The following is a 21,546-nucleotide window of genomic DNA, read 5'->3' on the forward strand; positions in this document are numbered from 1 at the left end:
TTGTTCACCGTTGATGCTGCATGCTCCACACCGGTGGCGCATCTAGCACCTCACTGACACCGGTAACCACGAAGCCGTGTCGTTCGTAGAGTCGTACATTGCGTTCATCGGAGGTCTCCAGGCGCACTGCCCGCGCTCCCCGTGCTGCTGCTTCACGCAGTGCACAGGTGATGAGAGCACCACCGATGCCTCGCCCCTGGGAATCAGGCCCCACCCCGAGGGTTTCGAGGGTCCAGCTCTCATCATCAGGATGCTCCGGGGATCCCTGTCCCAGTCTGTCAATCCGGTCGCCGTGGAGTTCAACAATCCGACCGATGACGTCGTCCCCCGGAGCTGCCGGGTGGGGAGGCAATAGGGCGATCACACCGTCGATGTCTCCGGCGACCGCCACGAAGCCCTGATCAAGGGCATGGGAGAGATAGAGATGTTGAATTTCCCATAACCGCTGCCCGTACCCTTCCTCGGGGATGACATGGCGGGTCCATGGGTAATCATGGAAGGCTGCGGCCAATACGTCGGCAGCGGCGGGGAGATCCTCCCCCGTCGCCAGGCGCGAAGGGATGCTCATGGGGTGGTCCTTTCGGGAGGTTCTGCTGAGGGAGTGGTCTCCTGACCCGCGTCGAGAATGGCCCGGAGAGTCGCGAGATGACGTGCGAACGCATCTTTTCCCTCCGTCGTGAGGCCGACCCAGGTGCGCACGCGACGACCAGCTGGCTCCTTCCGGATCGTGATCAACCCGGCGTCTGACAATGCGGTGAGGGATTGGGACAGCGTGGAATCGCTGACCTCCAGTAGCTCCGCAAGAAAGCGGAAGTCCACATCCTCCAGGTTCTGGAGGGCGGCCATGAGAGAGAACCGCACCGGCGAATGGATGAGGGTGTCAAGGTTCTTACGTGGGTGACTCATTGCCGTGAACCCGGGAAGAGGCAGGCCGTCATGGGGCTGATTGACACCAGGCCTGCAGCCACCCACCACCACACTGACGATGCACCCACCAATTGGAGGGCGGGGTCAAGCATCCAGGTATAGAGAACAAACCAGGTGGCAACAGCGATACCCATGTTTCGAAGTCCATGCCGCGGAGCGGATAATTGATGCCGGAATGCCGTTATCCACAGGCAGCTTGATGCCAGAAGCAGTATCCCTGCCACTGACCAGTAGGGCACACCGACAACGTCGATGGCGGTGGTAAAGGCGAATGCGAGCACAGCCTGAAGTCCGACAAAGATGGGGAACCACCGGGTTGCCCGTCGTGCATCATTGTTGATTCGCTCGTTGGCAGCCAGGCGGGATCGCGCCTCGTCGAGGGGAATGTGTTTTTCAACCATGAAACCACTTTGCAATCTATAAAGTAATTAATCAATGGTTAAGAAAATCACGTCAGCGCTTCACTTTCTGTGCCACTGGTGCCTGGTCAGTCCGCTGGGGAGAAGATGCGCTCACCTGGGACACGGCTACGCCAACTCGACGATCTCCATGTATTCATCGTTCCAGAGGTCCTCGGTGCCGTCGGGCAGGACGATGACGCGGTCGGGTTCCAGTGCCTTGACGGCGCCGGGGTCGTGGGTGACCAGGACGACAGCGCCGGTGTAGGTGCGCAGGGCATCGAGGACCTGTTCGCGGGAGACGGGGTCGAGGTTGTTGGTCGGTTCGTCGAGAAGCAGGACGTTGGCGCGGGAGGAGACGAGGGTGGCCAGGGCCAGGCGTGTCTTCTCACCGCCGGAGAGGGTGCCGGCGGGCTGGTCGAGCTGTTCGCCGGAGAACATGAAGGAGCCGAGCAGTCCACGCAGGCTCTGCTGGTCGGCGTCCGCGCAGGCCTCGATGGTGTTCTGCCAGACGGATTTGTCCGGGTCGATGGTGTCGTGTTCCTGGGCGAAGTAGCCGATCTTCAGGCCGTAGCCGGTGACGATGCCGCCCTCGCCGTCGGTGCGTTCCACACCGGCGAGCAGTTTCAGCAGGGTGGTTTTACCAGCGCCGTTGAAGCCGAGCACGACCACGCGTGAGCCCTTGTCGATGGCCAGGTCCACACCCGCGAACACCTCGAGCGAACCGTACATCTTGGTCAGGCCCTTGGCGTTGAGCGGGGTCTTGCCGCAGGGGGCGGGCTCGGGGAAGGTGATGTTGGCAACGCGGTCGGCGACACGGATCTCGTCCAGGCTGCCCATCATCTTCTCCGCACGGGCGATCATCTGCTTCGCGGCGGCGGCCTTGGTGGCCTTCGCGCCGAGTCGGGCGGCCTGGTCCTTGAGGGCACCGGCCTTCTTCTCGGCGTTGGCACGCTCGCGGCGGCGGCGGGCCTCGTCGGTGGCGCGGGCGTCCTTGTACTTGGCAAAACCCATGTTGTAGACATCGGCCTCGCCACGCACGGCGTCGAGGTACCAGATCTTGTTGCAGACGGCGTCGAGAAGCTCCACGTCGTGGGAGATCATGATGAGACCGCCCTCGTGCTTGGACAGGAAGTCACGCAGCCAGGAGATGGAGTCGGCGTCGAGGTGGTTGGTCGGCTCGTCGAGAAGCAGGGTGGTCTTGGACTTGCCGGAGCCGTTGGTGGCGGCGAAGAGGATCTGGGCGAGCTCAACACGGCGACGCTGACCACCGGACAGGGTCTTCAGCTGCTGATCCAGGATGCGGGCCTCGAGTCCGAGGTTGTCGCAGATCTGGGCGGCCTCGGCATCGGCCTCGTACCCGCCGAGCGCCTGGAACTGCTCCTCCAGACGCGAGTATTTGCGGATCGCGGCGTCGAGCTTGGCGGCATCACCGGTGGTCTCCATGATCTCCTGCTGGCGCTCCATGGAGGAACGCAGCTGGTCCAGACCACGGGCGGAGAGCACACGATCGCGGGCGGTCTGCTCGATATTGCCCTCGCGGGAGTCCTGCGGGAGGTATCCAACGTCACCGGAAACGGTCACGGAACCACCGTACGGCTGGGTTTCGCCGGACAGGATCCGCATGGTGGTGGTCTTGCCCGCACCGTTTCGACCCACCAACCCGATGCGGTCACCCGGCTGCACGCGCAGGTGCTGGCCGGGGGCGGTCAGGAGGGTTCGCGCGCCGACGCGCACTTCTAAATCATTGGTGACAATCACAACCGTTCAGTCTATCAATGATGCACACCAAGGCCCTAAACGTCCCCGATCCATCCGGTGCTGGCACAGCGGGTGCCGCAGTCTTTGTTTAGGCTGGTGGCATGAGCGCCACACAGCGAGGGACACGTCGACAGGGTGCGGAATCCACCGGGATGACGGACAGCACATCCGAGGGCCGTGACTACCTGGTGTCCTATTTCCTCAACGAGTACCAGCGTGGCAGCATGGTCATGCGGTTCCAGGGTGACCCCAGTCAGCCTCAACTATTCCGTGAACTGCTGAAATACGGTCTGAATCCGGCGGCGCTCAAGGACATCACCGCCTCCCGCATCGCGGATGTCAAGGACCAGGGGGCCCGTTACGCCCAGGCCCAGCAAGCCTCGGAGGCCGCCCGGGCTCACAACCGGACCATGCAGGCACGTCCGACCTCCTCCCCGCCCCAATTGTCGGGCACCTCACCCCGCACGACCCGCAAGCGGGGTGTGCTGGGACCATTGATCTTTGTGGCCATTGTCGTCTACGGGCTGCTCGTCTCGATGGCCAGCTACTCCTTCAACCTCGGTACCATCGAGGCGAATTTCCGTGTTGACTCCTCCTTCGGTGTGGCGCTGGACACCTGCAGGTCCTCCCTGGGTGAGCGCGCCGAATTTGAGCTGGCCATTCACGGTGAGAATCCGGGCCTGTTCACCGACCGCCCCTCCACCTTCCCGGCTCACCCCGCGAATACGGCGTTCCTCCTCGGTTGCCTGGCCGGTTAACCTCTACACTCAAGAGCATGAATGAGCTTTACGACGTCACCGTGCTCGGCCTCGGACCCTCCGGCACGGTGGCAGCGTATCGCGCCACCCAACGCGGGCTGAAGGTGCTCGGCATCGATCCAAAGGGGATCAACGCCCCCTCCACCATCGGCGTGTGGGCCTCCCAACTCCCCGACTGGTTTCCGGATGAGGCCGTGGCCTCGAGGTTCACACCCGAGGTGATCTCACGCACCGGCCGGCAGGTGCTCACCGCCGAGTACGCCATGCTGGTACCGGGCTGGGAACAGCAACTCGGTGGTTTCGACGTGGTGGAGAAAAAGGCTGACCCCGCAATCACGGTGCTTTATGGTGTGCCCGCCCAGAAGAGACGGCCCCTGCGCAGCTGGTTCCAACCCAAATCCGATGAGTTACTCTCGGTGATGTCTGAAGACGATTCCTTCATCGACATAGTCGACCATCTCTGGATCACCACCACGCCGTCCACCATGTCAGCACGCCAGTTGGCCCACGGGCTCGTCGTTCCGGAAGGTTCAGTACCGGAGGCGCACCGTCGCGGGGTGCTAATGGATTTCTCACCGGTGGCAGGTTTCCCCGAGGACGGCCCGGTCACCTTCAGCTACCGCGTCCCTCTGGGCGATGGCACCTGGCTGATCGAGGAGACGATCCTCGCCACTGACGGGGATTCCCAGACGCTTCTGGCGCATCTGGAGGCCAAGAACCTGGCACGCCTGGAACAGCTGGGGATCGCCACGGAGGATATCCGTCGCACCGAGGTGGTCAGTTTCCCACTCGGGCCCCGGGGGATCCCCGGTGATCGGGCCCGCACCCCGCTGGGTCTGGCCCTGGGGATGATCCCCGTCAGCAGGAGAACCTCGTTGGACCTGAGTTTCCTGGCGGGCCCCTGGGGTGGAAAGGGCGTCAAGGGGGAAGCCCACATCGGGACCGCCGGTGGGTGGATCCACCCGGCCACCGGTTACAGCGTCGGCGCTGTCCTGGCGGGCACGGATGAGATGCTCGACCGGGTCCTGGCCGGATCCCCACCCACCTCCCGGGCATGGCGGGTCAATTATGCGTTGCGACGCTTCGGCCTCAACGTCGTCCTCGGCTTCTCCCCCGCCCAGTACCAGGAATTCTTCGCGATTGTCCTGGGTCTCCCCGAGAGGGATCTGCTGGACTATCTGATCAGCGCCAGTCCGTGGGACACGGCGCGCGTGATGGTGCGGATCATCCTCCGCGCATTCAGACAGACCCCGTCGACCGCCCTGGCGGTGTTCCGGCTCGCCCCCGGGGCGCTGTTCCGCAAATAGAAACGCCGCCACCTGCACGAGTGCAAGTGGCGGCGTTTTTCCATTGACACATCCGTGTCAGGAGAACAGCCTAGACTGCGAAGCCGAGAGCCTGCAGCTGGGCGCGTCCCTCCTCGGTGATCATGTGCGGACCCCATGGTGGCATCCACACCCAGTTCAGGGACATCTTCTCCACGAGGCCGTTACCCACCACAGCCTGGCGGGCCTGGTCCTCGATGACATCGGTCAGCGGGCAGGCCGGTGACGTCAGGGTCATATCGATGTGGGCCTCGTTGCCGTTGATGATGTAGATGTCGTACACCAGGCCGAGATCAACCACGTTGATGCCCAGCTCCGGGTCGATCACATCACGCATGTACTCCTCGACGTCACTGGCCTTGGCCAGATCCTCCTCGGACTGCTCGGGGCGCTCGGTCTCCGGCGACTGGAAGGTCGCGGAGCTCTGCTGCTCTTCTGTGTTGTCGGTATTTGGTTCGCTCATTTTTCCTCCAATGCCTCGGCGGTGGCCGCCTGGAAGGCCTTCCATCCAAGCAGCGCGCACTTGACGCGTGCCGGATACTTGGCCACACCGGAGAAGGCCACGCCGTCTCCGATGATGTCTTCATCGCCTTCCTCCTGGCCACGGGAGACGATCATTTTCTCGAACTCCTGGAGCTTGACCATGGCCTCAGCCACCGGGCGGCCGACGATCTCCTCGGCCATCACGGAGGTTGATGCCTGACTGATCGAGCAGCCAACAGCCTCGTAGGACACATCCTCCACGGTCTCACCGTCGGCGGACAGTCGCACACGCAGGGTCAACTCATCACCACAGGACGGGTTGACGTGGTGTACCTCGGAATCAAAGGGATCCCGGAGACCCTTGTGTTGCGGGTTCTTGTAATGGTCCAGGATCACCTCCTGGTACATCTGCTCAAGTCTCATACTTCTACTCCAAAGAACTGCTTCGCCTTCTCGATGGCGTCGACAAGGCGGTCGATCTCCTCCATGGTGTTGTAGAGGTAGAACGATGCCCGTGCCGTCGATTGTACGTTCATGCAGCGGTGCAGTGGCCATGCGCAGTGGTGGCCCACGCGGATGGACACGCCCTGATCATCGAGAACCTGACCCAGGTCATGCGGGTGGATACCATCCACGGCGAAGCTCAGGGCGCCGCCACGGTTCTCCGCGGTGGCCGGACCCACGATCTGCACACCGGGAATCCCCTGCAGTTTCTCCAGGGCGTAGGCGGTGAGCTCATGCTCATGGGCGGCGATGGCCTCCATGCCGATCTCGGTGAGCATCTCCACCGCGGCACCGAGCCCGACGACCTGGCTGGTCATCTGGGTTCCCGCCTCGAAACGCTGCGGTGCGGGTGCGTAGGTGGAGCCGTCCATGTTCACGACCTCGATCATGGAACCTCCCGTGAGGAAGGGGGGTAATGCGTCGAGAAGCTCACGCTTGCCGTACACGGCACCCACGCCGGACGGTCCCAGCATCTTGTGGCCGGAGAACGCGGCGAAGTCCACATCGAGCGCGTGGAAATCAACCGGCATATGGGGAACCGACTGGCAGGCATCGAGCACCACCAGGGCACCCACTGCCCGCGCACGGCGCACCATCTCCGGCACATCCGACACCGCACCGGTCACGTTCGACTGGTGGGTGAAGGTCACAACCTTGACGGTCTCATCGAGTTCGAGGGAATCGAGGTCGATGCGACCATCGGGGGTGATCTTGTACCACTTCAGTGTCGCCCCGGTCCTGCGGCAGAGTTCCTGCCATGGCACCAGGTTGGCATGGTGTTCCAGCTCCGTCACCACCACGGTGTCACCGGCCTGGACCCGGTGCGCGCCCGCGCGGTCATCACCCAGGGTGTAGGCCACCAGATTCAGGGCCTCGGTCGCATTCTTGGTGAAGGCGATCTCATCCTGGTCTGCGCCGACGAAGGCCGCGATCTTCTCACGCGCACCCTCGTAGGCATCCGTGGCTTCCTCAGCGAGCTGGTAGGCGCCACGGTGAACCGGGGCGTTGGTGTGCAGAACAAACCGCTCCTCCGCACGCCACACCCGCTCGGGGCGCTGGGATGTCGCACCTGAGTCCAGGTAGGTCAGTGGCTGGCCGTTCCTCACCGTGCGGTTGAGGATCGGGAATTCCTCCCTGATCCGCGCGACGTTGAGGGTTCCGTCGTCTTTGAGGAAATCGGACATGACTACTTGATGAACTGGTCGTAGCCGCCGGCCTCGAGCTGGTCAGCCAGCTCCGGGCCACCGGTGGTGACGATCCTGCCGTCGGCGAAGACGTGGACGAAGTCCGGCTCCACGTAGTTCAGGATGCGCTTGTAGTGGGTGATCATGAGGATGCCGCCGTTGGTCTCCTCCTTGTAGGAGTTGATGCCCTGGGAGACAATGCGCAGTGCATCGACATCGAGGCCGGAGTCGGTCTCATCCATGATGGCGAACTTCGGCTTCAGCAGGTCGAGCTGCAGCACCTCGTGGCGCTTCTTCTCGCCACCGGAGAAACCCTCATTGACGGAGCGGTTGGAGAATTCCGGATCGATGGACAGCGCCTCCTGTGCGGAACGGACCTCCTTGACCCACTCGCGCAGCTTCGGGGCCTCGCCACGGATGGCGGTGGCTGCGGAACGCAGGAAGTTGGCGACGGAGACACCCGGGATCTCGGTGGGGTACTGCATGGCCAGGAAGACTCCGGCGCGTGCGCGCTCGTCGACTTCCATCTCCAGGATGTTCTCACCGTCGAGGAGGACCTCGCCCTCGGTGATCTCGTAGCGCGGGTGGCCACCGATGGTGTAGGCCAGGGTGGACTTACCGGAACCGTTGGGGCCCATGATGGCGTGGATCTCACCGGAGTTGATGGTGAGGTTGACGCCCTTCAGGATCTCGATCGGCTCGGCGGATTCGTCGGAAGGCAGGACCTGTGCGTGCAGGTTACGGATTTCAAGAGTGCTCATCTTTTAAGACAATCTTTCAGGTTTGAAAACGGATCTGTACAAGAAAAAGTGCAGGATGGGGCCGCCAGATGCGGGCCCCATGGTCCTACATTCCGAGAACGGCGAGTTCGGAGGAGACGCGGTTTTCGAGTTCCTCACGGATGGACTCGACGGGCACCTTGTTGATGACCTCATTGAAGAAACCACGGACGATGAGACGACGTGCCTCATCCGCCGGGATGCCGCGTGCCTGCAGGTAGAAGACGTGTTCGTCGTTGAACCGACCAACAGTGGCCGCGTGGCCTGCGCCGACGATCTGACCGGTTTCGATCTCCAGGTTCGGGATGGCATCTGCGCGTGCGCCCTCGGTGAGCACCAGGGAGCGGTTGGCCTCGTAGGTGTCGGTGCCGTGGGCATTGGAGCGGATGAGGACATCGCCGACCCAGCAGGTACGGGCCTCGGGCTTGTCGGAGTCCTTGTCACCCTGGAGTGCGCCCTTGTACAGGACGTTGGAGCGGCAGTTCGGGACAGCGTGATCCACGAGCAGTCGCTGCTCGAAGTACTGTCCGTCATCTGCGAAGTAGACGCCGAGCATCTCCGCATCGCCACCGGGGGCGGTGAAACGCACGCGTGGGACGATGCGGACCACCTCACCGCCGAAGGTGGCGACGGTGTGGCGCAGGGTGGCGTCACGGCCGATCTTCGCCAGCTGGTTGCTGAGGTGAACAGCGTCATTGTTCCAGTGGGTGTCGGTGATCACGGTCAGGCGGGCATTGTCGCCGACGATGAATTCGACGTTGTCCGCGTGGGTACCGGAACCGACATACTGCAGCGCCACGATGGCCTCCGCACCCGGCTCCACCTCGATGGAGATGGCCCCGAAGGAGGTGACACCCTCACCCTTGCCGGTGACGGTGATGACCACGGGGGTCTTGTTCTGGGTGTCCCGGGCGAAGGTGATCACGTCACCCTGCTCCATGGAGGTCCATGCCTGTGCGGCGACGCGGTCAACCGGTGCGCCGGCGCGTCCGAGACGCTCGTCGTCACGGCCCACGACCTCGTGGGTGACACCCTCGGCACCGGCCGGGATCTCAACTGCGACATCGGAGGTGGTTGCCGGTGCGAATTCACCGTTGTGCAGACCACGCAGACGACGCAGGGAGATGAAACGCCAGACCTCATCGCGACCGCGTGGGATCGGGAAGTCCTCCACGTTGTAGGAGGAGAAGACGTCACCCTTGGTGTTGTGCGGGGTGGCGGCGTTGACAGTTTCCACTTCAGTAGTAGTCATTGGGCTTAGCCCACCGATCCTTCCATCTGCAGTTCGATCAGGCGGTTGAGCTCGAGGGCGTACTCCATCGGGAGTTCCTTCGCGATCGGCTCAACGAAGCCACGGACGATCATGGCCATTGCTTCTTCTTCCGCGAGTCCGCGGCTCATGAGGTAGAACAGCTGCTCCTCGGAGACCTGGGACACGGTGGCCTCGTGGCCGAGGGACACGTGATCGTTGCGGATGTCGTTGTACGGGTAGGTGTCGGAACGGGAGATGTCGTCGACCAGGAGGGCGTCACACTCGACATTGGAGGTGGAGTGGTGCGCGTTGGCGTTGATCTGGACCAGACCACGGTAGGCTGCGCGTCCGCCACCACGTGCCACGGACTTGGACACGATGTTGGAGGAGGTGTGCGGAGCCATGTGGACCATCTTGGCGCCGGTGTCCTGGAACTGTCCCTCGCCGGCGAAGGCCACGGAGAGGACCTCACCCTTGGCGTGCGGGCCGGTCATCCAGACGGCCGGGTACTTCATGGTGACCTTGGAACCGATGTTGCCATCGACCCATTCCATGGTGCCGCCCTCTTCAACCTTGGTGCGCTTGGTCACCAGGTTGTAGACATTGTTGGACCAGTTCTGAATGGTGGTGTAGCGGCAGCGACCACCCTTCTTCACGATGATCTCCACCACTGCGGAGTGCAGGGAGTCGGACTTGTAGATCGGGGCGGTGCAGCCCTCGACGTAGTGCACGTAGGCATCCTCATCAACGATGATCAGGGTGCGTTCGAACTGACCCATGTTCTCGGTGTTGATGCGGAAGTAGGCCTGCAGGGGGATGTCCACGTGGACGCCCTTGGGCACGTAGATGAAGGAGCCACCGGACCACACGGCGGAGTTCAGTGCGGAGAACTTGTTGTCACCGGCGGGGATGACGGTGCCGAAGTACTCCTGGAACAGCTCAGGGTGCTCCTTGAGGGCGGTATCGGTGTCGAGGAAGATGACACCCTTCTCTTCCAGGTCCTCGCGGATCTGGTGGTAGACCACCTCGGACTCGTACTGGGCTGCGACACCGGCGACGAGACGCTGCTTCTCGGCCTCCGGGATGCCCAGGCGGTCATAGGTGTTCTTGATGTCTTCGGGGAGATCCTCCCAGGACTGCGCCTGCTTCTCGGTGGAGCGCACGAAGTACTTGATCTGGTCGAAGTCGATACCGGAGAGGTCAGCACCCCAGGTCGGCATCGGCTTCTTCTCGAAGATGGACAGGGCCTTCAGACGCTGCTGGAGCATCCACTCGGACTCGCCCTTCTTGGCGGAGATGTCACGGACGACCTCCTCGCTGAGGCCGCGTCGTGCGGAGGCGCCAGCGTCGTCGGAGTCGTGCCAACCGTAGTTGTACGGGCCGATGGACTCGATAATCTGGTCATCGGTCATGGGCTGGGTAGCCCCGGGGTTCGTAGTTGCCGAAGTCATGATCCGCTCCTTTCATCAGGAGTGTGTGTGATGGGTGTCAATGGAATGTTGGTCGTGCAGATGCCATGTCCATCCGCGATGGTGGCCAGGGGCTGGGTGTGTAGACCCAGCAGTTCTGACACAGCATGGTGCTCCGCCTCGCACAGCTCCGGGAATTCCGTTGCCACGTTGGAGATGGGGCAGTGATGCTGGCAGATCTGCAGTCCCCCGCCGGCGGCGTCGACTGTAGCTGCATAACCGTGTCTGCTGAAGGCATCGACCAGGGATTTGGCTGTGTCCCTGATAGACTGTTCGCTGACCTCCGCCGGGGTGACCCCCTCGACGATGGTCGCGATCCGCCTTCTGGCAAACTCACGGACAGCCTCATCCCCGCCGAACTCCCGGAGGGTGGCGAGGGCCGAAGCTGCCAGGGTGTCGTATTCATGGCCGAATATCGCCCGACCCTGGGAGGTCAGCCGGTACGACTTCGCCGGCCTCCCCCGTGTCTTGGGTTCGTAGGGATTCTGTCTGGGCTTGGTGGCCTCGATCAGTTCATCCTCGACCAGGTTGTCTAAGTGTCTGCGCACTCCTGCAGTGGAAAGCTGAAGTTGGTCCGCAATCTCGGACGCAGTCACAGGGGCTCGCTCCAGAAGAATCAGCATGATGTTTCGTCGGGTATCCCCGTCGGCACCGGATGCCTCACGATCAATGAATGCATCTCCCACTGGTCTCACCTCCGCTCGTTGAAGCTTGTGATTGCTTGCGGTAAATCACTTACATCTTTAGACAACACAAGTGTTCCCTAATTCTATCCCCGTGTCCAATCCCACATTCAATAACCAGCGGAAACCCAGTTGATAGGCAGCGACATAAATCGCACACCCACATCCAAGGGTGCCCTTATTTATGCAGCGCTTCCCCCATTTACCCCAACCCCCACGAGACGCGCCCACCCATCACCCCCGAGATGAGATGTCCGTCACACCCGGATCGATGTGCCGACAAACCCGCAAACACCGCTCACCGGATCGCGGAATGACCCCCCTCGGTGCGTAGACTGATGCGCGTGACAGAGGGCGAGAAACACACCATTGATACGGAACCCGGATTGCAGCGCAACTGGCTGAACCGGGTTCCACGCCCCTTCCGGGCGGTCTTCCGCGAGTTGCCCCGACTGGGACGCGCCGGTTCCAGGTCGGCCACGCTGCACGTCGGTGACGCCCCCACGGCGCTTGTCGACACCCCCACCGCCCCCCAACAGCCCACCTCACCGCTCACCGGTCCGGAACTGGGCCGCTTCACACTGCTGCGGCTCATCGGCACCATGGGCGCCCTCATGATCGCCTTCGGCGCCCTGGGGGCCGGTGCGCTCCCGGTGATCAACAATCCCTACGCCGGTTTCCCGGGGGGCAACTTCATGGCCCGGATGCTCCAGACCTCCTCCATGGTGGTGCTCATCGGCGTGGGCCTGCTGGTTCTGGCATGGGTGCTGATGGCCCCGTTCACCGGGGTGTCCATCCGTCGACGTGACTCCCTCCCGGCGCGCGTGAGCATCTCCATGCTGCGACGCACCTTCATCGCGTGGGTTGCGCCGATCATGCTGACCGCCCCACTGTTCACCCAGGACATCTATTCCTACCTGGCCCAGGGTTCGATCGTGGCCCAGGGGATGGATCCCTACTCCGCCGGTCCCCTCGACCTGCTCGGTCCGGACAACCACCTGGCACGGTCGGTGCCGTTCATCTGGGCGCAGTCCCCGTCGCCCTACGGGCCGGTGGCGTTGGGAGTGGCCTCCGCGATCAGTGTGATCACCGGTGACAGCATCGTGGCCGGGGTGTTCGGCCACCGGATTGTCTCCCTCCTGGGGGTGCTTGCCGCCGGCTGGGCCGTGACCATGCTGGCGCGCAGGTGCCGGGTCCCGGAGTCCGTTGCCTTCTGGCTCGGCATCCTCAACCCACTGCTCATCCTCCATCTCATCGGTGGTATCCACAACGAGTCCATTCTCCTCGGTCTCATGCTGGTGGGGTTGGAGATGGGCCTGCGTGGCACAGACCGCATCCGCGCCGGACTCTTCGGCCCGGCCGCCCTCCATCTCATCGCCGGTGGGGTACTCATTTCGTGTTCGGGCATGGTGAAGGTGACCGGGTTCATCGCCCTGGGGTTCATCGGCATGGCGATCGCCCGGGAGATCCACGCCCGCGGGCACAACCATGTCCTCTCGGTCGGGTTCGCCGCCTTGATCCAGGTGGCCCTACTGATTGCGAGCGTGGCGCTGGCCACCGTGATCACGGGCATCGGGCTCGGGTGGGTCACCGGCCAGGGAGGGGCGGCATCGATCCGCAGCTGGATGTCCATGACCACCGATATCGGGGTGATCGCCGGTTTCCTCGGCATGCACCTGGGCCTGGGTGATCACACGACAGCGATCCTGGTCACCACCCGTGCCGCCGGGATCATCGTCGCCGGAGGCTTCATGGTGCGTATGTTGTTCGCCACCTACCGCGGCCACATCCACCCGGTCGGTGCCCTTGGTGTCTCCACCTTCGTCCTGGTCCTCCTCTTCCCCGTCGTCCACCCCTGGTACATGCTCTGGGCCATTGTCCCCCTGGCCCCGTGGGCCAACCGCCTGTTCTTCCAGATCGGTGTGGTGGCCTACTCCACCGCCTTCAGCTTCTTTGTTCTGCCCCGGGGTCTGGCGCTCCCGGCCAACACCATCTTCACCATCTATTCCGGTGCGCTCATCGGATTCATCATCACCGTGGTCCTCGGATGGTGGGTGCTGAGCCGACGTAGGTGGTCTACAACCTTTGGTTTACACTGAATTACCGTGACATCTAAGTTTCCTGTTCACCGCGCCCTAGCTGACACGGCTGCGGATTCCCCATCCCCCGTCCACCGTGCCAACCAGACCGCCATCGTTGTTGATGATGTGGTGAAGCGCTATGGAGACAATACCGCCGTCGATGGCCTGTCCTTCACCGTGGAACGCGGCACCGTGCTGGCACTGTTGGGACCCAATGGCGCCGGTAAGACCACCACCATCGAGATGTGCGAGGGGTTCACCCGCCCCACCTCGGGGCGGATCAGCGTGCTGGGGATCAATCCCACCACCCATCCCGACCAGGTCCGCCGCAGGATCGGCATCATGCTGCAGGGCGGGGGGTCCTACAGTGGCATCCGGGTCGGTGAGATGCTCAATCTCGCCGCCTCCTACAATGACAACCCCCATGATCCGGAGTGGTTGCTCGATGTCGTCGGGCTCACCGGGGCCCGCCGGACCACCTACCGGCGTCTCTCCGGTGGTCAGCAGCAGCGCCTGTCCCTGGCGCTGGCGCTGATCGGCCGGCCGGAGATCATCTTCCTCGATGAGCCGACCGCGGGCATGGATGCCCAGTCCCGGAACATGGTCTGGGAACTCATCGGGGACCTCCGCCGGGACGGTGTGACGGTGGTGTTGACCACCCACCTCATGGATGAGGCCGAGGCGCTGGCCGATCACGTCATCATCATCGACCAGGGTCGGATCGTGGCCCAGGGCACCCCCGAGCAGCTCACCAACCAGGGTCGCGAGCTGGGGGGAACCGTGTCGCTGGAGACCACGTCCGCACTGGATGCGGAGGTGCTCGTCGACAAGCTCCATGCCCGGGGACTGGCCAACGTCTCCGTGCGGGCGAGCCGGCCATTGGCCTACACCCTGAAAACCGACCCCACCCCGGGAGTGATCGCGTTGATCACCGAAGCCGTGGCCGAGCAGGATGTGCTGATCCGGAATCTGAGCACGAATCACCGGTCGCTCGAGGATGTCTTCCTCGACATCACCGGCAAAGAGTTGAGGAGCTGACCGAGGTCCATGATCACCAACGAATCCCGCTTCCCCGCGGGCACCTTCGCGCCGGCCCCCCGACGGGCCTCGCCGGCCCGGATGCTGCTCGCGCAGGGCAGGGTCGAGTCCCTGCTGTTTCTCCGGCACGGCGAACAACAGCTGCTCAACCTCTTCCTCCCGCTGGTCGGGCTCATCGCCCTCGCCCGGTTCGATCTGGTCCCGGGTGATAGTGACAGCTCGCTCGCCGTCGCGTTCCCCTTCATCATGGCCGTGGCCTCGATGAGCTCAGGTTTTACCGGCCAGGCCATCTCGCTGGCCTTTGACCGTCGCTACGGCGCCCTCAAACGCACCGGGGCCAGCGGCGTGCCGGCGTGGACCATTGTCTTCGGCAAGGTCATCGCGGTGCTCGCCGTGACGGTTGTCCAGATCCTCATCCTGGGCACCACCGCCCTCATCCTCGGATGGCGCACGTCGGTCACTGGTGCCCTGCTGGGTATCCTCACCCTCCTGATCGGTGTCGCGGCCTTCACCGCCCTGGGTCTCCTCATGGGTGGCACCCTGTCCTCCGAGCTCGTGCTCGCGCTGGCCAATCTCATCTGGGTGGTGCTCACCGGTATCGCCGCCTGGGCGGTCTTCTCCCCCGAGGTCAACGCGGATGGGGCGTTGTCGGTCATCCCGTCTGTCGCACTGGCGCAGGGTATCTCCAACGCCTTCGCCGGGGATCTCCCCTGGCTCCAGCTGGGCATTCTGCTCGTGTGGTTGGCCGTCGCCGGATTCGCGGCCAACAGGTGGTTCAGTTTCACCGCCGGCCGGTAGACATATTCCACATCTGGAGTCGTCGTTCCCGGAGGCGGAAAAGTTCCCTGTATCAGGCGTGTCATATGCCACGTATACAGGGAACTTCACGATTCTGGCTCAGGCACCCGGTCGGGTTATCATGGGCTCTGTGTCTACTTCGATTGCCCCCACGCAACAACCAGTTGAGAAGATGAAGCCCCTGCCCAGGTGGGCTCCAACCATCCGGGTGCAGCGAATCCTCGCGCTGCTTCTGCTGATCTTCCAGGGAGGCATCACCGTCACCGGCTCCATCGTGCGTGTCACCGGCTCCGGCCTGGGGTGTGACACCTGGCCACTGTGCCACGAGGGGTCCCTCGTCCCGGTCGCCGGTGCGGCCCCGTGGATCCACCAGGCCGTGGAGTTCGGCAACCGCCTGCTCACCTTTGTGCTCGTCGCCGCCGCCCTGGCTGTCTTCCTCGCGGTGGTCGCTGCCAAGCGTCGGCGGGAGATCAAGGTCCACGCCTTCATCCAGGGCATCGGCATCATCATCCAGGCGGTCATCGGCGGCATCTCCGTGCTGGTGGATCTGCACTGGTACGCGGTGGCACTGCACTTCCTGCCGTCCATGCTCCTGGTCTGGTTGGCGGCGATCCTCTACACCCGGATCGGTGAGCCCGATGACGGGCAGCCTGTGATGAAATTCCCATCCTGGATCCGCAATGTCGCTGTGGTTGCGGCCCTCGCCCTGACCGTCGTCCTGGTCACCGGCACCATGACCACCGGTGCCGGCCCCCACTCCGGTGACGCCAGCATCAGTATGGACGACCGGCTCGATGTGGATATCGATCTCATGGCGCACATCCACGGCTACTCCATGTACGTCTACCTCTTCTTCACACTGATCGTGGTGGCCGGTGTGTTCCTGATGAAGGCACCGCGGAACATCCAGCGTCTGAGCATCATGCTCGTGCTGTTCATCCTCATCCAGGGTGGTATCGGCATCCTCCAGTACCGCATGGGTGTTCCCCGCTGGACCGTACCGGTGCACATCGCCATGTCCTCGGTGGTGGTGGCCTTCACCTCGCTGTTCTGGGCCCAGGGCCGGGTACGTGAGGACGGTGAGGCCGTGGTGACCGGCTCGCCCGAGGGTGATGCCAAACGCGCGGTGATCGCCACTGCCTCCGGTACCCCGGGTGACGGTCGGGCGTCGTAAAGCGTTATAAAGCTTCATCTTTTCCCGCCCCCGCCCGCGACCTGTGGTTAATGTGGGATGTATGAAGGCAATCCAAGTTTCCCGCACAGGTGGACCAGAGGTCCTCGAATACACCGATGTTGACGCCCCCGTGCCCACCGATGATCAGGTACTGGTCAAGGTGACCATGGCGGGCGTCAACTATATTGACACCTATTACCGCGAAGGCATGTACCACACACGCCTGCCGTTCATCCCCGGCAATGAGGGATCCGGCGAGGTGCTGCATGACCCCCAGGGGCTCATCGCACCCGGCACCAAGGTGGCCTGGTATGACGGCCTGGGGTCCTACGCCGAGCAGGTCTGCGTGTCCCGTGAACGCCTCGTCGCCATCCCGGAGGGGGTGGCACCCGAGGTCGCCGCATCCATGCTGCTGCAGGGCATGACCGCCCACTATCTCACCCACGGTGTCGCACAGCTGGGGCCCGGTGATTCCTGTCTGATCACCGCGGGCGCCGGTGGTGTGGGCCTGATGCTGACCCAGATGGCGGTGGCCGCGGGAGCCCGCGTCTACAGTGTCGTCTCCACCGATGAGAAGGCGGAACTCTCACTGGACGCGGGCGCGACGGAGGTGTTCCGTTACTCCGACAACCTCGCCGAGCAGGTGCGCCGCCACAACGGTGGCATCGGCGTGGACGTGGTGTATGACGGCGTGGGCAAGGCAACCTTCAGCGAATCACTGGAGGCGGTCCGCCCCCGTGGCATGGTCTGCCTGTTCGGCGCGGCCTCGGGTGCCGTTGAACCCTTCGACCCGCAGCTGCTCAACACCCACGGTTCCATCTTCCTCACCCGCCCGACCCTGGGTGCCTGGATCGCCGAGGAGGGTGAATTCGCCATGCGTGCGCAGGCCGTCACCCAGGCGATCGTCGACGGCACCCTGCGGGTGCGCGTCACCGGCATCTATGAGCTTGCCGACGCCGCCACCGCCCACTCGGATCTGCAGAACCGCGCGACCACCGGCTCCATCGTCCTGCGCGTCGCCCAGGACTGATAACAGCACAGCGAAAGGGGGGCTGGAACCACATGGTTCCAGCCCCCCTTTCGCTGTGCTCCCAGGGTGTGTGGGATCAGAAGAACGTGGTGTTCCAGCCCATCATCTCACCAATGGTCTGGATGCCCAGCACGGCATCGACCGACAGCGCCAGGAACAGCACGGCGAGGTAATTGTTGGAGAGGATGAACAGCTTCAGCGGCTTGACCTCGGCACCGTTCTTGATGCCCAGGTGGAGTCGGATCGCCATCCAGAGGAAGGCCACACCGGCGAGTACGGCCGCTGCGGCATAGATCCATCCCGCAGCCGGGATGAGCAGGAAGGTGACCAGGACAGTGGCCACGGAGTACCACACGATCTGACGAGTGACCTGGACCGGGGTGCGCACCACCGGCAGCATGGGCACACCGGCTGCCTTGTAGTCTTCGCGGTACTTCATGGCCAGGGCCCAGGTGTGCGGTGGGGTCCAGAAGAAGATGATGAGGAACAGGACGATGGCCTGCCACCACTGCTGGGGCTGTCCCTCGGGGAACTGATCGACGATCACGGCCCAGCCGACCGCAACCGGCATACATCCGGCGGCTCCACCCCACACGATGTTCATGTGGGTGCGGCGCTTCAACCACTTCGTGTAGACGAAGATGTAGAAGGCGATGGTGATCATGACGAACACCGCCGCGGTCAGCGAGTTACACAGCAGCCACAGCCACAGGAAACTGGCCACCGTGAGAACCCAGGCGAAGATTGAGGCATCCCGATTGCTCACCGTGTGCTTGACCAGCGGGCGTGCGCGGGTGCGCCCCATGCGCTGGTCAATATCCGAGTCGGCCACCATGTTGAAGGTGTTGGCCGCCGCCGCTCCCATCCAGCCACCGATGACGGTGAGCAGGATGAGAATGATATTGTGCTCCCCGCGCTCGGCCTGGAGCATGGCGGGGATGGTGGCAACAAGGAGGAGTTCGATGACCCTGGGCTTCGTAAGCGCAATATAGGCCTTGATCGTCTCCAAGGGTTTATTCCTCCACAACGTTGCTATTAGAAAATCACTTTTGCACTGATCTGCGTGCTGCTGATGCGTGCCACTGACCAGAGGCACACGGCACAGTAGTCGGATGCTGTCCCTGGAAAGTTCCCGGGGGTACCGGACTTCTTCCCGGACCCCACAGGGTCTTCAGTCAACGGCACGCACGGTGCTCAACGCCTGACAGACCGCCACCCGTTCGCACAGGAAGTTCGTACAGGAAGGCAGGCATTAACCAGACCTAGCCATGGTATCGCCCCGCACCTGTTTTTGAGTAATCCCCCCATGTGGATCACACCATCCGGTTCCCGATCGGACATGCACCTGTTGGCACCCACGGCGCGTCCCGGGGCGGCAGCGACCCACCACCACCCCGCTCAATGATGTGCTTAAACGACCTGAGAGGGCCGATCCGGCGGATGGGTCATGTCACTTTTCCACCCCGAACGGAGGGCAAAAGCCCAAGATAACCGCCAAATACCCCATTTTGGTAATACTTTTACGTCATTTGCGGCACACGTGGTTATAAAATGGTGCCGACATCACTATGGTTAGTGTTGTTACATGTTCACATTCCGGTCCCACACTCCCCCTGCGCCATGCGCGTGGTCCCGTGCAGTCCGGTTGTGTGGGCAACCTAACGGATAACACGGGTCCTGCCCCCAGGGTCCACCAACGAAAACACCATCCCCTTCGTCCCGGTTTCACACCAGGAAGGATTGACCACCTTGACGCTGTCACCTGACCTCCAGGCGCTCACCGAACGTAAGTACCCCTCCGATTGGTCCGATGTGGACACCAGGGCCGTGGACACCGTCCGCGTCCTGGCTGTGGATGCGGTGGAGAACTGCGGATCCGGTCACCCCGGTACCGCAATGAGTCTCGCCCCCCTCGCCTACACCCTCTACCAGCGCGTCATGAACGTCGACCCGACCGACACCAACTGGGCCGGACGCGACCGTTTCGTTCTCTCCTGTGGCCACACCTCCCTCACCCAGTACATCCAGCTCTACCTGGGTGGTTTCGGTCTCGAGATGGATGACCTCAAGGCCCTGCGCACCTGGGGTTCCCTCACCCCGGGCCACCCGGAGTACCGCCACACCAACGGTGTGGAGATCACCACCGGCCCCCTCGGCCAGGGTCTCGCCTCGGCAGTGGGCATGGCTATGGCAGCCCGCCGTGAACGCGGCCTGTTCGATCCAGAGGCACCGGAGGGTGAGTCCCCCTTCGACCACCACATCTTCGTCATCGCCTCCGACGGTGATCTCCAGGAGGGTGTCACCGCCGAGGCCTCCTCCCTCGCCGGAACCCAGCAGCTGGGTAACCTCATCGTCTTCTGGGATGACAACCGCATCTCCATCGAGGACAACACCGAGATCGCCTTCACCGAGGATGTCGTCGCCCGTTACAAGGCCTACGGCTGGCAGACCATCGAGATCGAGGGCGGCGAGGATGTCGTCGCCATCGAAGCCGCCGTCGAGGAGGCGAAGAAGGACACCACCCGCCCGACCTTCATCCGTCTGCGCACCGTCATCGCCTATCCCGCACCGAACGCGATGAACACCGGTGCCTCCCACGGTGCCGCCCTCGGTGCCGAGGAGGTCGCGGCCATCAAGGAGATCCTCGACTTCGATCCGGAGAAGCACTTCCACATCGATGATGAGGTCATCGCGCACACCCGGAAGCTCGCCGAGCGCGCCGCGGAGAAGAAGGTCGCCTGGCAGGAGAAGTACGACCGCTGGGCCGCCGCCAACCCGGAGGCCAAGGCACTGCATGAGCGTCTGATCACCCGCGCACTGCCCGAGGGCTTCGCGGACAACCTCCCCACCTGGGAACCGGATGCCAAGGGCATTGCCACCCGTAAGGCCTCCGAGGCTGTCCTCCAGGAGCTGGGCAAGACCCTGCCCGAGCTCTGGGGTGGTTCCGCCGACCTGGCAGGCTCCAACAACACCATCATCAAGGGCGAGCCGTCCTTCGGTCCTGAATCCATCTCCACCGAGACCTGGACTGCCGAGCCGTATGGCCGCAACCTCCACTTCGGTATCCGTGAGCACGCCATGGGCGCGATCATGAACGGCATCGCCCTCCACGGCGGCACCCGCCCGTACGGTGGCACCTTCCTCATCTTCTCCGACTACATGCGTCCGGCAGTCCGTCTCGCCGCCCTCCAGGGCACTGACGCCTACTATGTCTGGACCCATGACTCCATCGGTCTCGGCGAGGATGGCCCGACCCACCAGCCCGTGGAGACCCTGGCCGCCCTGCGCGCGATCCCGAACCTGTCCATCCTGCGTCCGGCCGACGCCAACGAGACCTCCGCCGCATGGCGTGCCGCTCTCGAATACAAGGAGGGACCGAAGGGTCTGGCACTGACCCGCCAGAATGTGCCCGTGCTGGAAGGCACGAAGGAAAAGGCCGCCGAGGGTGTGCGCCGTGGCGCCTATGTCCTGGTCGAGGGATCCAAGCAGACCCCGGACATCATCCTCATGGGCTCCGGTTCCGAGGTCCAGATCGCGGTGGAGGCAGCCGGCATCCTCGAATCCGAGGGTGTCGCCGCCCGCGTGGTCTCCGTGCCCTGCATGGACTGGTTCGCGGAGCAGGACGCCGAGTACATCGAATCCGTCCTGCCCTCCGAGGTCACCGCCCGCGTCTCCGTCGAGGCCGCCATCGCCATGCCGTGGTACCGCTGGCTCGGCACCAGGGGTAAGGCCGTGTCCCTGGAGCATTTCGGCGCCTCCGCCGACTACCAGACCCTGTTTGAGAAGTTCGGTATCACCACCGAGGCTGTTCTCGAGGCAGCACGCGCCACCCTCGACGCGTAGAACAACCCCCACCCTGAACAACCCTGACCATGATGCGACAGCCCGGGGCTGGAATTCTC

20 protein-coding genes are annotated in these 21,546 nt (G+C 63.4%); 8 read left to right on the forward strand and 12 right to left on the reverse strand.

The window, feature by feature from the left end; genetic code table 11:
- Positions 1-4: 4 nt before the first annotated feature.
- From CE_RS08345 to CE_RS08360, 4 genes are all read right to left on the reverse strand, one after another.
- Positions 5-568 carry a GNAT family N-acetyltransferase gene (locus CE_RS08345; protein WP_006767676.1) on the reverse strand — a complete coding sequence of 188 codons (564 nt, stop codon included), beginning with the start codon at positions 566-568 and terminating at the stop codon, positions 5-7.
- The gene (locus CE_RS08350; protein WP_006767677.1) at positions 565-906 is read right to left on the reverse strand and encodes a transcriptional regulator; all 342 of its coding nucleotides are present in this window, start codon (positions 904-906) and stop codon (positions 565-567) included. Before CE_RS08350 ends, CE_RS08345 begins: the two co-directional genes overlap by 4 nt.
- Positions 903-1,328: a hypothetical protein gene (locus CE_RS08355; RefSeq protein WP_006767678.1), complete on the reverse strand. Its 426-nt coding sequence runs from the start codon at positions 1,326-1,328 to the stop codon at positions 903-905. The genes CE_RS08350 and CE_RS08355 overlap by 4 nt, the downstream gene beginning before the upstream one ends.
- Positions 1,329-1,454: 126 nt before the next feature.
- Positions 1,455-3,086 (reverse strand): ABC-F family ATP-binding cassette domain-containing protein, encoded by a 1,632-nt coding sequence (locus CE_RS08360; RefSeq protein ID WP_006767679.1) that lies wholly within the window; start codon positions 3,084-3,086, stop codon positions 1,455-1,457.
- Between the two features lie 101 nt (positions 3,087-3,187).
- Here CE_RS08360 and CE_RS08365 point away from each other — a divergent pair, with 101 nt between their 5' ends.
- Entirely contained in the window at positions 3,188-3,844 is a 657-nt protein-coding gene (locus tag CE_RS08365; RefSeq protein WP_011075560.1) for a hypothetical protein, read from the forward strand.
- A gap of 17 nt (positions 3,845-3,861) precedes the next feature.
- Positions 3,862-5,151: a lycopene cyclase family protein gene (locus CE_RS08370; RefSeq protein WP_006767681.1), complete on the forward strand. Its 1,290-nt coding sequence runs from the start codon at positions 3,862-3,864 to the stop codon at positions 5,149-5,151.
- A gap of 70 nt (positions 5,152-5,221) precedes the next feature.
- Here CE_RS08370 and CE_RS08375 read toward each other — a convergent pair whose 3' ends face one another.
- The 7 genes from CE_RS08375 to CE_RS08405 form a co-directional block, all read right to left on the reverse strand.
- Positions 5,222-5,632, reverse strand: coding sequence for a metal-sulfur cluster assembly factor (locus CE_RS08375; protein WP_006767682.1), 411 nt, complete (start codon positions 5,630-5,632; stop codon positions 5,222-5,224).
- The gene (sufU, locus tag CE_RS08380; RefSeq protein ID WP_006767683.1) at positions 5,629-6,075 is read right to left on the reverse strand and encodes a Fe-S cluster assembly sulfur transfer protein SufU; all 447 of its coding nucleotides are present in this window, start codon (positions 6,073-6,075) and stop codon (positions 5,629-5,631) included. The genes CE_RS08375 and sufU overlap by 4 nt, the downstream gene beginning before the upstream one ends.
- Positions 6,072-7,340 (reverse strand): cysteine desulfurase, encoded by a 1,269-nt coding sequence (locus CE_RS08385; RefSeq protein ID WP_006767684.1) that lies wholly within the window; start codon positions 7,338-7,340, stop codon positions 6,072-6,074. The genes sufU and CE_RS08385 overlap by 4 nt, the downstream gene beginning before the upstream one ends.
- Before the next feature lie 2 nt (positions 7,341-7,342).
- Entirely contained in the window at positions 7,343-8,101 is a 759-nt protein-coding gene (gene sufC / locus CE_RS08390) for a Fe-S cluster assembly ATPase SufC (RefSeq protein ID WP_006767685.1), read from the reverse strand.
- Positions 8,102-8,186: 85 nt separating this feature from the next.
- The gene (sufD, locus tag CE_RS08395; RefSeq protein WP_006767686.1) at positions 8,187-9,371 is read right to left on the reverse strand and encodes a Fe-S cluster assembly protein SufD; all 1,185 of its coding nucleotides are present in this window, start codon (positions 9,369-9,371) and stop codon (positions 8,187-8,189) included.
- Between the two features lie 5 nt (positions 9,372-9,376).
- Positions 9,377-10,822, reverse strand: coding sequence for a Fe-S cluster assembly protein SufB (gene sufB, locus CE_RS08400; RefSeq protein WP_006767687.1), 1,446 nt, complete (start codon positions 10,820-10,822; stop codon positions 9,377-9,379).
- Positions 10,819-11,463 (reverse strand): helix-turn-helix transcriptional regulator, encoded by a 645-nt coding sequence (locus CE_RS08405; RefSeq protein WP_006767688.1) that lies wholly within the window; start codon positions 11,461-11,463, stop codon positions 10,819-10,821. The genes sufB and CE_RS08405 overlap by 4 nt, the downstream gene beginning before the upstream one ends.
- Positions 11,464-11,861: 398 nt before the next feature.
- Between CE_RS08405 and mptB the strand changes: the two genes are divergently transcribed.
- From mptB to CE_RS08430, 5 genes are all read left to right on the forward strand, one after another.
- Positions 11,862-13,622: a polyprenol phosphomannose-dependent alpha 1,6 mannosyltransferase MptB gene (gene mptB, locus CE_RS08410; protein WP_006767689.1), complete on the forward strand. Its 1,761-nt coding sequence runs from the start codon at positions 11,862-11,864 to the stop codon at positions 13,620-13,622.
- 6 nt (positions 13,623-13,628) lie between these two features.
- Positions 13,629-14,642, forward strand: coding sequence for an ABC transporter ATP-binding protein (locus CE_RS08415; protein WP_011075564.1), 1,014 nt, complete (start codon positions 13,629-13,631; stop codon positions 14,640-14,642).
- Between the two features lie 9 nt (positions 14,643-14,651).
- The gene (locus CE_RS08420; RefSeq protein ID WP_006767691.1) at positions 14,652-15,440 is read left to right on the forward strand and encodes an ABC transporter permease; all 789 of its coding nucleotides are present in this window, start codon (positions 14,652-14,654) and stop codon (positions 15,438-15,440) included.
- A gap of 172 nt (positions 15,441-15,612) precedes the next feature.
- Entirely contained in the window at positions 15,613-16,614 is a 1,002-nt protein-coding gene (locus tag CE_RS08425; protein WP_006767692.1) for a COX15/CtaA family protein, read from the forward strand.
- Between the two features lie 61 nt (positions 16,615-16,675).
- Positions 16,676-17,644, forward strand: coding sequence for a quinone oxidoreductase family protein (locus tag CE_RS08430; protein ID WP_006767693.1), 969 nt, complete (start codon positions 16,676-16,678; stop codon positions 17,642-17,644).
- A gap of 76 nt (positions 17,645-17,720) precedes the next feature.
- Here CE_RS08430 and CE_RS08435 read toward each other — a convergent pair whose 3' ends face one another.
- Positions 17,721-18,680 (reverse strand): heme o synthase, encoded by a 960-nt coding sequence (locus CE_RS08435; RefSeq protein WP_407921255.1) that lies wholly within the window; start codon positions 18,678-18,680, stop codon positions 17,721-17,723.
- A 713-nt stretch (positions 18,681-19,393) separates the two neighbouring features.
- Between CE_RS08435 and tkt the strand changes: the two genes are divergently transcribed.
- Positions 19,394-21,487: a transketolase gene (gene tkt / locus CE_RS08440; RefSeq protein ID WP_173362572.1), complete on the forward strand. Its 2,094-nt coding sequence runs from the start codon at positions 19,394-19,396 to the stop codon at positions 21,485-21,487.
- Positions 21,488-21,546: the final 59 nt, after the last annotated feature.

The sequence above is a fragment of the Corynebacterium efficiens YS-314 genome, assembly GCF_000011305.1.
In the GTDB taxonomy this organism is placed as follows: Bacteria; Actinomycetota; Actinomycetes; order Mycobacteriales; family Mycobacteriaceae; genus Corynebacterium; species Corynebacterium efficiens.